Source organism: Flavobacterium sp. CF108, assembly GCF_900129795.1.
In the GTDB taxonomy this organism is placed as follows: Bacteria; Bacteroidota; Bacteroidia; order Flavobacteriales; family Flavobacteriaceae; genus Flavobacterium.
The window spans coordinates 681914-696274 of sequence record NZ_FQWW01000001.1 but is presented as its reverse complement, the minus strand read 5'-3'; the positions used below and the strand labels follow the sequence as shown (position 1 = coordinate 696274).

Here is a 14361-nt window from a genome sequence, read left to right as displayed (position 1 = left end):
ATCTAAAATTAGATAGCCGTTACAATTGCTAAGAAATCATCTGCTTTTAAGGCAGCACCTCCAATTAAACCACCGTCAACGTCTGGTTTAGAGAAAATTTCTTTAGCATTGTCTGGTTTTACAGAACCACCGTATAAAATAGAAACTTCATCTGCAATTTCAGCTCCAAAAGCTTTACGGATAGTTTCTCTGATAAATTCGTGCATTTCCTGTGCTTGTTCTGGCGAAGCAGTTTCTCCAGTTCCAATTGCCCAAACTGGCTCATAAGCTAAAACAACTTTTGCCCAAGATTCTTTTGCAATGTGAAAAATTCCGTCACGTAATTGGTTTTCAACAATATTGAAATGATTTCCTGATTGACGATCTTTTAATTCTTCTCCAAAACAGAAAATTACAGTTAAATCATGTTTTAAAGCTGTATCAACTTTATTTGCGATTAATGCATCAGTTTCGTGGAAAATAGCTCTACGCTCAGAGTGACCCAGAATTACCGTATTAACTCCAATACTAGTTAACATATCAGCAGAAATTTCTCCTGTAAAAGCACCGCCTTCAGCCTGGTGAACGTTTTGAGCAGCAACACCAATAGTTGTGTTTTTTACTTTTGCAACAGCAGCTTGTAAGTTTACAAATGTTGGAGCAACGATTACTTGTGCAGTAGTTTGTGCTGGTATTTTAGTGATTAATTCGCTTAACAATTCTTCAGTCTGTGCTGCGTTTTTGTGCATTTTCCAGTTTCCTGCAACAATCTTTTTTCTCATTTTGGTAGTTTTTGTTATTTTTTAATTTTTTGCTTTTTGTTGTAATTTGTGTGCTGTTTAAGCTTGTTTTAAACTTTTTAAAGTTTCATTGATTTTGTCAAAATCAGTTTCGATAGCACGATAAAGAACGATTTTTCCCGTTTTGTCAATGATAATGTATCTTGGAATCCAGTCTAAATCGATCGCTTTTCCAAAAACACCTTTCATACCGTCGTTCATCATAAAATGATCGCCTTTTAATTCGTGTTTTTCAATTCCGATTTTCCATTTTTCAGCTGTTTTATCTGCAGAAAGGAATAAATACGAAACATCTGGATTATTAGCTTGTAGTTCCTTAACTTTTGGCATTGCTTTTACGCAGTCGCCGCACCATGAAGCCCAAACTTCAATGACTAAAGTTTTTCCTTTATATTTTTTTAAAATGTTTTTGAAAGAAGTCTGATCTCCTTCAAGAGTTAATAATTTTTCAGACAAAGCTTCTTTCGAAAAACTTGTTTTCTGAGCTTGTGTGCAGGAGAAAGTTATAAATGCAATAACGATTAAAGCTATTTGTTTCATGTGATAAATGATTTTTAACAAAGTTAAACAAACAATTGGAAAGCCAAATACAGATTAACAAAATTTGAAGAGTCGTTTATTTTGTAACAAAAAGTTAATTTTAGGTTAGAAAAACAGGAATGAAATCGTAATAGTTGCGTGTAAAAAGGTGGATTTTTTAGTCATTATTTTTTAGAAGTAGAAAAAAGGAGTGGTTTTTTAATTTTGAGAACAATTTTAAAGACAAAAAAACGCCAGGTTTGAAGCAAAAAAGCCTTTAATAAAATTTAATTATTAAAGGCTTTGATATATTTTCTTTGGGAATTTTTAATTCAGCTCATAATTTCCATTTGCCCATTTTTTGCATGGAACAATCCATTCATCTAAAGCTTTGTATAAAAAACCATGTTTTAAATTAGTGTTCAATTCAATTTGTTTGAAATGATTTATTTTGAGTTTGGAAGTTTCTTTTCTTCTGATTGCCGAAACACCGTAAATATCTGATTTTTCATAAATAGTTAAAATGTTTCCGCAGAAATTAATATCCGGAATTTCTTCAATATCTACATCTCTAAAACATCCAATAAACACAAAATTAACGTCGGGATTCGCTAAATAGGTCGAAACATATTGTGCAATATAACCACCTTTTGAAGTTCCAATTACAATTATTTTGTTTGGTGAAACTCCTTTTTTTAAAAACGTTTTGATTTGTTTCACGACTTTTTCTGCGTAATCGGAAGCATTTGTATTTTTCTTTCTTTTTTCGCTAAAAACTATAAAATTATCTTTTCTAAATGATTCTAAAATTTCATTGTATTCGGCTTTGCCATATTCAGGATGCGCGATATTCAGATCATTTTCTTCAACAAATTTATTGTGCAAAAAGAATATATACCGCTGATCTTTATTTATTGTTTTTCCCTGACTAAATCCGGTGTTGTTTAATAGAAAAACTAATAAAAAAGCAAAGAATAATTTTTGAAATTGTTTCATAGAATCAGGTTGTTTTTTGAAATGGTTTTTAATAAATGTAAACAAGAAATATTCTAAGTTATTACTTTTATGTAACTTATTATTCAATAGTCAACGGTTGCGGAGCATCATTATAAAAGCTTAAAACTTCCTGCGCCTCTTTTTTAGAAAGGTATTTTAAATTAGAATTCTTAATAGCTTCTTCAGCACTCATCATAGATCGGGATAAAATCAGTTTAAAAACTTCTTTCTTTTCGCCCAGATTCTTTTTGTTTTTGCTGAGGTAGCCTTTGTAAGCTTCAGCCATCTGCATCCAAATTTTAATTTCGTTCTCTGGATGCCTGTCTCTTTTAAAATCAGTTATAGTCTGTTCTAAACTGCTTTTGTCAACTTCAGCAAAAATCTCATGGATATTTTTTATTTTTTCAATTTGTTCCGAAGTTAAGTCCGAAACAACTTCATTCAATTTGATGTTTTCAGGATTGATTTTCTCGATTTTTTCGTACTTATTTTGGCAGGACATAAATAGAAAAAACAATAGGAGATAAGCATAATTTTTCTTCCCGATAAGATAATTGTAAATACTTATGATAAAAGGGAAAATTACAAATGATATCCAGATTAAAAATTGTTTGGGAACAATTTGATAATAATAGTTTAAAAAGAAGACTGTGCCAATAAGGATAATACAAATCAGGGAATGAATTAGCGGTACCTGCTGATCTGAATATCTATCAATATGCTCGTCTTTGAGTTCTCTGAATTCTTCAAAATATCTTGAATTGAAAAATCTTTTCCATCTTGGCAGGAAAGCAATAAGCATCATGAAATTCTGAATCATATAAATGCTTGAAATTCCTAAAAGAAAATATTGAATTGCAACGTATATTCCCTGTAGGATATCATCTGAGTTAGCAGTATTTTGATTTTCATAAATTGAATTTAGATTATCTATAGCAAAAAACATCATGATTATTGAGCTCCAAATACTTAAGATAAATTTGTTTCTGTCTGATAAATGAGTTTTTGTAAAAGCATGAAAAAAAGAAAATAACGAAAATGAAATACCAATAACCATTAAGGTTTGGGAAATTATGTTGTCAAAGTTGATAAAACCGTTATCAGCTACCCAATATATCATGGCAATCGAGAGAAACAATGTGATGCCTTCTGTTAGTTTTGGAGTAATATTTCGTTCGTTAAATATTCGGGAATAAATAACATAAAAGACAAAGAATATAAAAGGCCAAAATACAAGGCTTCTATTCAGGATGAATGCAAGACTACAATTTGATTCATCCACTATGCTGCATAAAAAATAACCAAGGAAAAATATAAAAAGAAAAGAAAGGATCCCTATAAAAACGGATGTTGTCCATTTATTTGAAATTCTTCTGCTTTCAAAAATTACTCCTGCAATTAATGCCAAAATCTGAAGAGAAACTAAATGTGTACCAGAAGATTTGTGAATGTAAAAATCATACGCTGTATAAATAATTAAAAACAATATAAATAAAAAAAGGAAAGGATTTGAAAAAAATAGCCTTAGTAATTTTGCCATCATAATTATAAATAGGTTTTATTTAAGATTTGGTTGTTGGTTTTTGCGACTAAAAAAAACGCCAATATATCTAAAAAATAGAATATTGGCGTCTTTAATTGTAGTCAAATATTGTTAAATGCCATAAGCAACATCAGATAGTTTTAAATCATCAACATCATTGTAGTGTACTTTTTGAACTACAGTTCCGTTGTGTAAAACTACGATACTTGGATTTGCTCTTTCAACAGTTTTTAAAGCAGTTGCATCGCAGAAATAAAAATCAACATCTAAATTGTATTGTTTTTTTGCTTTTGCAATTTCCTCAGCTCCAGAAGCCGTCATTGCAATTACTTTATATCCTTTTGCTTTTGCATCGGCTGTAACTTTTGCTAGTTTTTTCATTCCGTCAGGATTTGATAAAGCCAGATCATAGGTTACAAAAATTAAAAGTTTAGGCAGTTTTAATAATTCTGCTTTGTAGTCAGAATCGTCTTTTGTCATTGTAAAATCGTGAATTGGCGGTACGTAACCTTCTGTAATCACTTTGTCCTTTCTGTCAACAAAAGTGGCACCTTCAGGAATATTCATTAAATCTTTCTCTGTAAATTCTTTATCAACACCGTTTACTTTATAAATAAACACCATTTCAACTACAGATTTTGGAGCGCCTTCCGGAATTTCCATTCCTTTTTCGATGTTAGTTCCAACTTTGTAAGGACGGAAATCTTTTATAGGATTATGATTTAAAACCCAATACGCCATAATTGCACTCAAAGTAACGCTTATTATAGTAATTGCATTTGTTACCGTATTTGAAAATAAAGGTTTTACTAATTTTTGATTGATGAATAAAATCAAAATAAAGAATAATAAAACAACATCTTTTGTGAAGGACTGCCAAGGTGTTAAATGCAAAGCGTCGCCAAAACATCCGCAATCTTTTACCACATCAAAATAAGCAGAGTAGAAGGTAAGGAACGTAAAGAAAACGATTAAAAGCAATAATGCCCAAATTGTCGTTTTAGCTTTATAACCCACTAATAACATTACACCCAAAACTACTTCTAAGATTACCAGAAAAATAGCTAAACCTAAAGCCAATGGCTCTAAAAAAGGCATATTGAAAACTGGTTCACTAAAATATTCTGCCAATTTATAAGAGAAACCAACCGGGTCATTCAGCTTTATTAATCCGGAAATGATAAATAATACACCAACAAATAGTCGGGAGAATTGAGTAATGATGTTTTTCATAGGGTAAATATTAAATTTAAAATCTCAATAAAGAAATCCCAAATTCCAATTTTTTACTTGGATTTTGGAATTTTAAAAATTGGAATTTATTTGTTTATAGGATTTAAAATCAAGGCAAAAACAGAGTAATTAATCATATCCTGATAATTCGCATCGATTCCTTCAGAAACTAAAGTCAGACCTTTATTATCTTCAATTTGCTTTACGCGAAGTAACTTTTGCAAAATTAAATCAGTTAAAGAACTCACACGCATATCACGCCACGCTTCGCCGTAATCGTGATTTTTAGCTTCCATTAATTCTTTGGTTAACTTCACTTTAGCATCATATAATTCGGTTGCTTTTTCAACATCCAAATCCGGCTGATCAACAACGCCTAATTCTAACTGAATTAAAGCCATGATAGAATAATTGATGATTCCGATAAATTCTCCTTTTTCATCTTCATCAACTTTACGTACATCATTTTCTTGTAAACTTCTGATTCGTTGTGCTTTTATGAAAATTTGATCCGTCAATGATGGAAGCCTTAAAATTCTCCACGCACTGCCGTAATCTTTCATTTTATTGATAAATAAGGTTCGGCAAACCGTAATTACATTATCAAATTCAAGGGAAGTATTCTTCATTTATTGCTGTATATTTGCTAAAATTTCTCCAAAAATAAGGATAATTTTTTAAGAGTTTCAAGTTTAAGGTTTTCTTTGTTTCAAGTTTTTTCTAAACAAATTGTTAATGCCGATAACTTGAAACTTAAAAATAATGTTTCAAGTTTCAGGTTTGAAGTTTCAAGTTCTAGAAGTTATGCAATCTGCGTCAACTTGAAACTTGAAACCTGAAACAAAAAAAAACAAAACAAATGACAATTAACTGCAAAGGCGAGCTTATAGATTTATCGATTCCTAAAGTTATGGGAATTTTGAATGTTACGCCGAATTCTTTCTTTGATGGAGGAAAATATAAAAACGAAGACGAAATTATTTCGCAGGTTGATAAAATGCTGTCTGAAGGAGCTTCATTTATTGATATTGGTGCGTATTCAAGCAAACCCAGCGCCGAATTCGTTTCGGAACAAGAAGAAATCGACCGTATTGTTCCTGTTATAGAATTGATTTTAAAGCATTTTCCGGAAGCTTTATTGTCGATCGATACATTCAGAGCCGAAGTTGCAAAAGCGAGCATAGAAAGTGGCGCAGCGATTATAAATGATATTGCAGCGGGAGAGTTAGACGATAAAATGTTTGAAGTTATTGCAAAATACAACGTTCCGTATATTATGATGCACATGCGCGGTAATCCGCAGACGATGCAGAGTTTGACAGAATATGAAGATATTGTAAAAGAGATACTTTTTTATTTTTCTGAAAAAATAAAGAAAGCAAGAGCTTTAGGAATCAACGATTTGATTCTCGATCCAGGATTTGGTTTCGCTAAAACAACTGATCAGAATTATGAAGTCATGCAAAAAATGGAGCTTTTTAATCTTTTAGAATTACCTGTTTTGGCTGGAGTTTCAAGAAAATCGATGATTTATAAAACACTTAATATCACGCCGCAGGAAGCTTTAAACGGAACAACGTTTTTAAATACAATTGCGTTGACAAAAGGCGCGAAAATTTTAAGAGTTCATGATGTGAAGGAAGCGATTGAATGTGTGATTTTATATAGTAAATTGAATAATTAGTTCCAGTTGATTTTTATTGATGATAAGTTTATGGAAAAGCCAAACATTCTTAATACTCTGTATACACTTCAAAAAGTTGAAATCAGAGAAAACACTACTGTTCTATTTTATTTTGGAGATATTCCTAGTTGGGCGAAAAATGAATTTTCGTATGTAATAGGTGATCCTGTAGACTTTTATGAAGTATTCGAGATAAATTTCAATTGGAGTTATACAGATATTGTAAGTTTATATTGGAAAATTCATAGATATGTTGGTGAAAAATTTCTTATCGCTATTACTAAAAATGAAATGAATATTTGGAATGGAAATAAGGATGAAGATATAGAACAATGGAATTTTTTTGATGATTTAGATGATGAGATTTTAATTTTGAACTATTCAAAGTATAATGTTCCAAAAAATGTTCAAGATTGGAAAAATGATTACATAAAATTAGAAAAAAGATATTATTCATTATTAAATGAAAAATCTAAAAATCAATAAAGGTGCTAATTAACATATTATGAAATACTTTACTCTAATTATTGCTTTTCTACTTTTCTCCTGCGGAAAAAAACAAGATGTTTTACTTCCAAAATCAAATATGACAATTGTAAAAGATGTAAAAGATCTTTCACCAATTTATATCTTTTTTGAAACCGAAGGAAAAGATACGATTGCAGATGTAAATCGAAAAAGCGCAATAATTTCAACCAACTGGATTTTCAATATAGACAAACGTCTGCCTCTAAAAGTAGTAATTCCGGAAGTAATGAAATTACAGGAAAAAAAGAGAGCCGACAGCGCCCATAAAAACGAAAATGCCGAAAATTATTATTCTTATGCAGATTCAATTGGAAAGAATTTAGCCTTTGTGCCTTTTACGAAAGTGTATTATAAAATGGAAAAACCAAGTAGAGAAAATCTTGTTGTTTATTTTAGAAAAGGGAAAAAACAGGTTTTCATGGCAAATAAGGAAATAAAAGTTTCAGAAATACTACAACGTTTCTACACTATAAAATTTGAAAGAGTGCCAGATTTGGTGTTTTTCTTCGATAAGAACATGAGTTATGAAGAATATATACAATATAAAATCTTATTGCAAAAACATGTAACTTACAATCTTGATAAACTTCCGGTAGAATTCATTAACTAAATTTAAAACTTATTTGGTTAATTTAAATTCATAGATTTCAGCATTTACAGGATTACTAGCAGGTATTTTATTAACTTGAATAATATTATTATTGTATTTTATTTCATAAGTAAGAAATTTTTTGTTCTTATTGAAACTTAAGTTTTTTTCGATCAAATTATCTAAAGAATCATATTTAAATATTTCATTAGTTTCTCTTCCTTTCGGATTAGAATAATCGTATTCTAGTTTGTCTTTTTGCAACAATTTACCTGTTTTACTATAAGTTTCTGTAATTGATAGATTTAAGTTTCCCTCTTTCACAATATTATCTTTATAAGCAAGTGTTTCTTTTTGTGTAATATTGTTTTGTTTGTCATATGTATATTTATAACTTTCACCAAACTGAAAACTTCCATATTCATGATTGACTTTTATAATTTTTTTTCCATTTATAATTTTCCCCTCATTATCGAAAGTAAGATAAAAACTTTCGCTTTTATCAGTATTTGTCATAACTATTTCATTGTTAATTGCTTCTATTTTGCTAAATTGGAAATTATTAAAATCAGCTCTGAATAAATAGATAAATTGTTTGATTTTTGTATTAAAAGTCTTGGGATCTATTTTTTTTGCATTTTTTGAGATAATGGAAATTATTTTGTCATAATTTTCTTTTTTCAAATTATAAAAGTATAAGTAGAAACTGCTTGTTCCATTATTATAATCTTCTCTTTTTGGATATAAATTGTCGACAAATTTCCCATCTTTTATCATTATAATTTTATTATAATTTTTAAAGATTACATCGTCAACTTTGAATAATTCAAGAAATAATTGGGCAGTTTTTGTTCCATAATCATATTTCATTCTAGAATTTTCATCCGTTATATTTTGTTCTGGATCATAGCTTATGTTCTGTGCAATACTATTAAAACTAATGCTAAGAATGAATAAGGGAAAGAATATTTTTAAAGAATTCATTTTTGGAAATAATTAATTAAGGATGTAAAATTTAATTGCTAATTTATAAATTAAAGTTTTAATAAATCTTTATTGATGATGATAAGGTTCATTACGTAAAATTGTAAAGCCACGATACAATTGTTCGATAAAAAATAAACGAACCATTTGATGTGAGAACGTCATCAGCGAAAGCGAAACTTTTCCCTGAGCTTTACTGTAAACCGTATCAGAGAATCCGTATGGGCCGCCTATTACGAAAACAAGAGTTTTGATTCCAGAATTCATTTTCTTTTGTAATTCTTCAGAGAAACCAACACTTGAGAAGTTTTTCCCGTTTTCATCCAATAAAATCAATTGATCCGTTGGTGAAAGTTTTGACAGAATCAATTCGCCTTCTTTTTCCTTTTGCTGACTTTCAGATAAGTTTTTTACGTTTTTGATATCGGGAATAATCTCTAAATCAAATTTGATGTAAAACGACAAACGTTTGGTGTAATCGTCAATCAAAGTTTGAAGCGATTTATTATCTGTTTTGCCTATAGCGATAAGTTTGATATTCATTGGTAAAGTTTTTTGCCACTAATTACACTAATTGGCGCGAATTTTATTTTTTATTTTTTTGCCACAGATTAAAAGGATTAAAAAGGATTTTTTAATTTGTTTTTAAATTAATTCAGTGTAAATCCGTTGAATCTGTAAAATCTGCGGGCTCTATTTTTTATTCTCAAAAACGGTTTCGAAATGTTCTACAACAGGAAACGGTTCGTAATAATGATGTAAGATCTTTTTCCATTCTAAATAGGCACTAGAAGTTCTAAAACCTACTGTGTGATCTTTAAGTGTATTCCAATCGACTAATAAAAGATATTTGTTTTCGACTTCCAGGCATTTCTCTAATCGATGCCCTAAATAACCTTCAATAGACGAAATATATTGGCTTGCTTTTTCAAAATCAGCTTCAAATTGAGATGCTAATTCAGGTTTTACAAAAAGAAATGCGACTTCTAGAATCATAATTGTAAATATTTTTTTTCACGCAGATTTTACAGATTTAAGCAGATTTTATTTTTTAATATTTTGGTTTAAATAAATCTGCGTTCATCAGCTTAAATCTGTTTAAAATCTGCGTGCAATTTCGCAAAGATTATACAGCTTTAGTTTTTAGAAAACTTCGCTTCAAAAACTTTAAATCTATTATCAAGATCTTTGGTCAATTGTTTTTTTACCGATTCATCTTGGATAAAACTATAATTAATGCTGTTGTAAACGTATTTCTTTATTGTTTCGTAATTAACAACAGGATATCTTTTTGCCAATAAAACATATTGTTCTGTCATATTGCTTCTTAAAATTCCCGCATCGTCTGTACTGATTACAATTGGCACATTAAATTCTTTATAAAGTGTAAAGGGGTGTCTGTTTTCTTTAACTTTCAAAATGAACTCATTACTCACTAAATTGATTTCAATTGGAATGTTGTTTTTAGACATATATTTCAATAAATCGTATGAGTTTGCTTCGTAAGCAATATCGACTCCGTGACCAATTCTATTTGCGCCGGCGATATGAATAGCGTCGTTAATATGCCACGTTAAATCTTCCGGCTGCACTAAACCTAAAGTCAATTCGCCTGCGTGAAGCGTATATTTTACATCAGGATATTTAGAGTGGCAGTATTTAAACATCTCCATGTGTAACCAATAATCTTTCATTGAATTTTCGCCATGTTCTGGAGAAACGATGTTTACACCCGCAGTAAGTTTACTTTCACTTGAAGAAATAAAAGCGATAATTAAATTTTTGAATAAATCAACTGGTTCCATAAAACGCAGCACAAAGTTTTGATAACGCATTGTAAAACGCTCATCATCCATTTTTAAATCTTTGTGCAGTTTTGCTATGAAATTATTGTTGAAATCATCAGCATATTTTTTAGCGTCTTTTTTCTGAATCGATTTATACAATTCATCTAAAAGTTTTGTAACCGCTTTTTCGTCTTTTTGATTGGCTGCCTGACGCAATTTTGTATTGAAATCAGCTAAATCTAAAACATTCATATCACAAGGAATCGTTGATAATTGTGTCTCGATATAACTTACATTTTCGGCAATGGCACGTTTTTTTAATTCAAGCATTCCTTCTGCAAAATGACCTTTGATAGTAGGTTCAAATTTTTGAAAAGAATCAAAAAACTGATCGTCAGAAGGAACAGAACCATTATAATCTTTAACTGACCAGGTTTGCATCACTTGCTGTTCGTAATAATCTAATTTGCCATCATTTTTTAGAGAAGAAAAAGTCTGCCAGTTTCCTTTTTCAGGTTTGGTTTTCGAAACTGCCATAGTTTCTAAATTCAAATAAAAATCTTCTGCAATGGCTCTTTCTAAAAGAGGTTCTGCATAAACTGATCCTGAAAAATGGTGGTGTAAATCGCCTCCTTTTGGCATTTGTTGAAAAAAAGCTGTTAAGAGAGCTTCATTATTTCTGATTTTTTCTAAATAACTTTCAGCTGTTTGAGAAAAGCCGATTTGTGCTATAAAAATACAGAAAAGCGTAATTATCCTTGTCATACTCTAAGTTTAAATTACATGCAAATGTAAGAGTTTTAGAGGAGATTTAAAAATTGATTTTCGTTGTGTTGGTTTTTTACCGCAAAGCACACAAAGAATTACGCAAAGTTCGCAAAGTTTTCTTGTAAAGGTTGTATAAAGATTTTTGAAGTTCGCTAAGCTGTTGTGTAAAGAATTTAAAAAAAATTCTGAAGGAACGGTAAATATTGTAGGGATGGATTTTAATCCATTCACGCATGCAGAATCGATATTTTGCGTGAAGTTTATTTAACCGCAAAGCCGCTAAGTCTTTTTTAGATTACCTAAGTTCACAAAGCAGGAAGTTCATAAAATGCGAAAGACGCACTGCTGTGCGTCTCTACGAAAAAAACTTTGCGTAATTCTTTGTGTGCTTTGCGGTAAAAAAAATCTTTGAACCTTTGTTTCTTTGCCACTTTGTCCCTGAAAAAAAATCTTAGTTCCTTAGCAACTCAGAACCTTAGCCCCTTTAAGAAAGTACATCACGAATTTCCTCGACCTTATCAAAAACACTTTTTGCAAAAGGGCAAAGCGGAATAATTTTTACATCGTTAGCTCTGGCATATTCTACAGCCGCCATCACTAATTTCTTACCAACACCTTTTCCGTTAAAATCTGGACTTACTTCGGTATGATCGATAATGAATTTTGTGTCTCCAGCCCAGGTATAAGTCATTTTTCCAGCTTCTTTTTCGTCTTCTACAGCTTCAAAATATCCTTTTCTTGCATCGTTAATTTGTTGTATTTCCATGATTATATTAGTGTGGTTTTAATTTCTATCGAGTGTGTAAGTGTTTTGTGAATAGGGCAGCTGTTGGCAATCGTTTCTAATCGTTGTCTTTGAGTCTCGTCGACTTCGCCAATTACTTCAATTTTTCTTGTGAATACAGATACACTTCGTTCAGAATCTCTTTCAAAATCAATTTTTACATTAATCTCTGAAACTTCCCATTGTTTCCGATTAATGTACATTCGTAAAGTAATTACGGTGCAGGAAGCCAATGATGCGGCCAAAAGTTCTGTTGGGTTCAGGCCTAAATTTTTTCCTCCTAGCCCCTGCGGTTCATCAGAAATTAAAACATTTCCACTGGCTGATTTTATTTCTGTTCGATACAAACGCGTATCAATTTGTGCTGATATAGTATCCATATTTATTTGATTCTTGGTTCAGGTAATGGAACAAATTCAGTTTCGCCCGGAACTTTAGGGAAAGTTTGGTTTGTCCAGTCAGTTTTGGCTTTTTCGATGAGGTTTTTATCCGAAGAAACAAAATTCCAAAAGATGAAATGTTCCTCAGGAAATGGCTGTCCGCCAAAGATATAAACCGTAGAATTTTCGGCAATTTCAAACTCACAAAGTGTACTGTCAGTTGTAATTAAAATTTGTTTTGGATCATAAACGTGTTCACCGCTTTTGATACTTCCTTCTAAAATATATAATCCGCTTTCGCCGAATAAATCCTTACCAATATTGATTTTTTTAGCTTCAGTGCTTTTAATTTCTATAAAATAAAGCGGACTATAAACAGGAACTGGAGATTTTTTTCCAAAAGCTTCACCCGCAATTAGTTTATATGAAACTCCGTCTTCTTGCCAAGCTGGAATATCATCAGCTTCAACATGCGCAAAATTCGGATCCATTTGCTCTAATTCTTTAGGAAGAGCCACCCAAATCTGCAATCCGTGAAGCATTTTATCTGAATGTCTTAAATATTCTGGCGTTCTTTCAGAGTGAACAATTCCTTTTCCGGCTGTCATCCAGTTTACTGCGCCTGGTTTTATTTCTAATTCTGTTCCTAAACTATCGCGGTGCATGATACTTCCTTCAAACAAAAAAGTAAGAGTTGAAAGTCCGATATGCGGATGTGGAGGAACATCCATATTTTCGTGATCACTTAAATGTGCAGGTCCCATATGATCAATAAATACAAATGGGCCGACAGCTCTTTTTTCACGGAAAGGCAATAAACGGCCGACCATAAAGTTGCCAATATTGGCAGCACGTTCTTCGATAATTAAACTGATATTTGACATGGTATTTTTATTTGATTTGAAAACAAAATTACAGTTGTGATAGAAATCTGTAACTTAATTTAGATTAAGAAAAGTTGTTTTTGGATTTATAAAAATAAATAAAATCTCTAAGTTTATTTGCTATTTGTTTGATTAACAGCAATCCCAGTTGAAATATGCTTTTTTAAATCTTTTATTAATTAAATCGTCTTCATTTATAAAAAAGTTTGCAACCCCACTATCACCAAACATAATTTCTTCATCTGTATCCATCTGGAATAATAAAACATCATTTTTTGCATTTTTGTTGTAATCTCGAGGGTCACTTTGAGTAAAGAAAGCGTAACCTCCAATTTTATGTCCAGTATTATAAAAGAATTTATCCATTTCTTCTTGTTGAGATTTATTTAGGTTTTCTTGAAATTCCCAATAATCAAGGTCATTAAAAGAGTAATCGAATCTAAAATCTTCAGTCCCGCCATATTCTTCCTCTTTAGAGAAAGATAAAATATGCTCACAATAAACAGGAAAATCTTCGTATAAATCTTCCGTTAAAAAATCGAAGTTGGTTTCATTATCATTTATTTCTGCATGATATATCACTTTGAATTCAGCCATATCGTACCAATCTTCACTTGGAATATAAAATTGTAATATTCCTTTTTCGGGGTAATTCTCTAGTCGCGGAATTTCAGAAAAATTTAGTTGTGCTAATAGAATCATTGGTTTTCCAGAATTATCTTTTGGATATTCAAATCCAATTGGTAAATATGGCTTTCCTAAGAATTTACTTTGGATAAAATCTAAAATGGTTTCTTTTTCTATTGGTTTAGCATCAATTTTAATGTAGTCTAATTTGTATTTTAATAAGTCACTTTCAAATTCTTTTAAATAATCAGGGAATATCATTTTAATTTTTTTTAG

The 14361-nt window shown here is 30.8% G+C and carries 17 protein-coding genes; 3 read left to right on the top strand and 14 right to left on the bottom strand.

Annotated features, from left to right (window positions below):
- Nucleotides 1-8: 8 nt before the first annotated feature.
- The 6 genes from tpiA to BUE10_RS03060 all read right to left on the bottom strand — a co-directional run bounded on the left by tpiA (nt 9) and on the right by BUE10_RS03060 (nt 5699).
- Nucleotides 9-761, bottom strand: a complete 753-nt coding sequence (tpiA, locus tag BUE10_RS03085; RefSeq protein ID WP_073482240.1) for a triose-phosphate isomerase — start codon at nt 759-761, stop codon at nt 9-11.
- 57 nt (nt 762-818) lie between these two features.
- The gene (locus BUE10_RS03080; RefSeq protein ID WP_073482239.1) at nt 819-1319 is read right to left on the bottom strand and encodes a TlpA family protein disulfide reductase; all 501 of its coding nucleotides are present in this window, start codon (nt 1317-1319) and stop codon (nt 819-821) included.
- A gap of 306 nt (nt 1320-1625) precedes the next feature.
- The gene (locus BUE10_RS03075) at nt 1626-2294 is read right to left on the bottom strand and encodes an alpha/beta hydrolase (RefSeq protein ID WP_073483025.1); all 669 of its coding nucleotides are present in this window, start codon (nt 2292-2294) and stop codon (nt 1626-1628) included.
- A 79-nt stretch (nt 2295-2373) separates the two neighbouring features.
- Entirely contained in the window at nt 2374-3780 is a 1407-nt protein-coding gene (locus BUE10_RS03070; protein ID WP_143187731.1) for a hypothetical protein, read from the bottom strand.
- Nucleotides 3781-3948: 168 nt separating this feature from the next.
- On the bottom strand, nt 3949-5070 hold the full coding sequence (locus BUE10_RS03065; protein ID WP_073482235.1) for a BT_3928 family protein: 1122 nt from the start codon (nt 5068-5070) through the stop codon (nt 3949-3951).
- Nucleotides 5071-5156: 86 nt separating this feature from the next.
- Nucleotides 5157-5699 carry a DUF1599 domain-containing protein gene (locus tag BUE10_RS03060; protein WP_056205972.1) on the bottom strand — a complete coding sequence of 181 codons (543 nt, stop codon included), beginning with the start codon at nt 5697-5699 and terminating at the stop codon, nt 5157-5159.
- Nucleotides 5700-5929: 230 nt separating this feature from the next.
- Here BUE10_RS03060 and folP point away from each other — a divergent pair, with 230 nt between their 5' ends.
- The 3 genes from folP to BUE10_RS03045 are packed head-to-tail and all read left to right on the top strand — an operon-like array spanning nt 5930 to nt 7892.
- A complete protein-coding gene (gene folP, locus BUE10_RS03055) occupies nt 5930-6754 on the top strand; it encodes a dihydropteroate synthase (RefSeq protein WP_073482234.1) in 825 nt (274 codons plus the stop codon).
- Between the two features lie 30 nt (nt 6755-6784).
- Nucleotides 6785-7240: a hypothetical protein gene (locus tag BUE10_RS03050; protein ID WP_073482232.1), complete on the top strand. Its 456-nt coding sequence runs from the start codon at nt 6785-6787 to the stop codon at nt 7238-7240.
- Nucleotides 7241-7259: 19 nt separating this feature from the next.
- A complete protein-coding gene (locus BUE10_RS03045; protein ID WP_073482230.1) occupies nt 7260-7892 on the top strand; it encodes a hypothetical protein in 633 nt (210 codons plus the stop codon).
- A 9-nt stretch (nt 7893-7901) separates the two neighbouring features.
- On the opposite strand, the gene BUE10_RS03040 is transcribed toward BUE10_RS03045, so the two are convergent.
- The 8 genes from BUE10_RS03040 to BUE10_RS03005 form a co-directional block, all read right to left on the bottom strand.
- Complete coding sequence (locus BUE10_RS03040; protein ID WP_073482228.1) at nt 7902-8855, bottom strand: hypothetical protein; 954 nt, start codon at nt 8853-8855, stop codon at nt 7902-7904.
- A gap of 69 nt (nt 8856-8924) precedes the next feature.
- Nucleotides 8925-9398: a 23S rRNA (pseudouridine(1915)-N(3))-methyltransferase RlmH gene (gene rlmH / locus BUE10_RS03035; RefSeq protein ID WP_053473473.1), complete on the bottom strand. Its 474-nt coding sequence runs from the start codon at nt 9396-9398 to the stop codon at nt 8925-8927.
- A 150-nt stretch (nt 9399-9548) separates the two neighbouring features.
- Nucleotides 9549-9851, bottom strand: coding sequence for an antibiotic biosynthesis monooxygenase family protein (locus BUE10_RS03030; RefSeq protein WP_073482226.1), 303 nt, complete (start codon nt 9849-9851; stop codon nt 9549-9551).
- Between the two features lie 140 nt (nt 9852-9991).
- Nucleotides 9992-11407: an amidohydrolase family protein gene (locus BUE10_RS03025; protein WP_073482224.1), complete on the bottom strand. Its 1416-nt coding sequence runs from the start codon at nt 11405-11407 to the stop codon at nt 9992-9994.
- A gap of 487 nt (nt 11408-11894) precedes the next feature.
- A complete protein-coding gene (locus BUE10_RS03020; RefSeq protein ID WP_073482222.1) occupies nt 11895-12176 on the bottom strand; it encodes a GNAT family N-acetyltransferase in 282 nt (93 codons plus the stop codon).
- Nucleotides 12177-12178: 2 nt separating this feature from the next.
- Nucleotides 12179-12574: an OsmC family protein gene (locus BUE10_RS03015; RefSeq protein ID WP_073482220.1), complete on the bottom strand. Its 396-nt coding sequence runs from the start codon at nt 12572-12574 to the stop codon at nt 12179-12181.
- A gap of 2 nt (nt 12575-12576) precedes the next feature.
- Nucleotides 12577-13458 carry a pirin family protein gene (locus BUE10_RS03010; protein ID WP_073482219.1) on the bottom strand — a complete coding sequence of 294 codons (882 nt, stop codon included), beginning with the start codon at nt 13456-13458 and terminating at the stop codon, nt 12577-12579.
- A 132-nt stretch (nt 13459-13590) separates the two neighbouring features.
- On the bottom strand, nt 13591-14346 hold the full coding sequence (locus BUE10_RS03005) for a YwqG family protein (protein WP_073482217.1): 756 nt from the start codon (nt 14344-14346) through the stop codon (nt 13591-13593).
- Nucleotides 14347-14361: the final 15 nt, after the last annotated feature.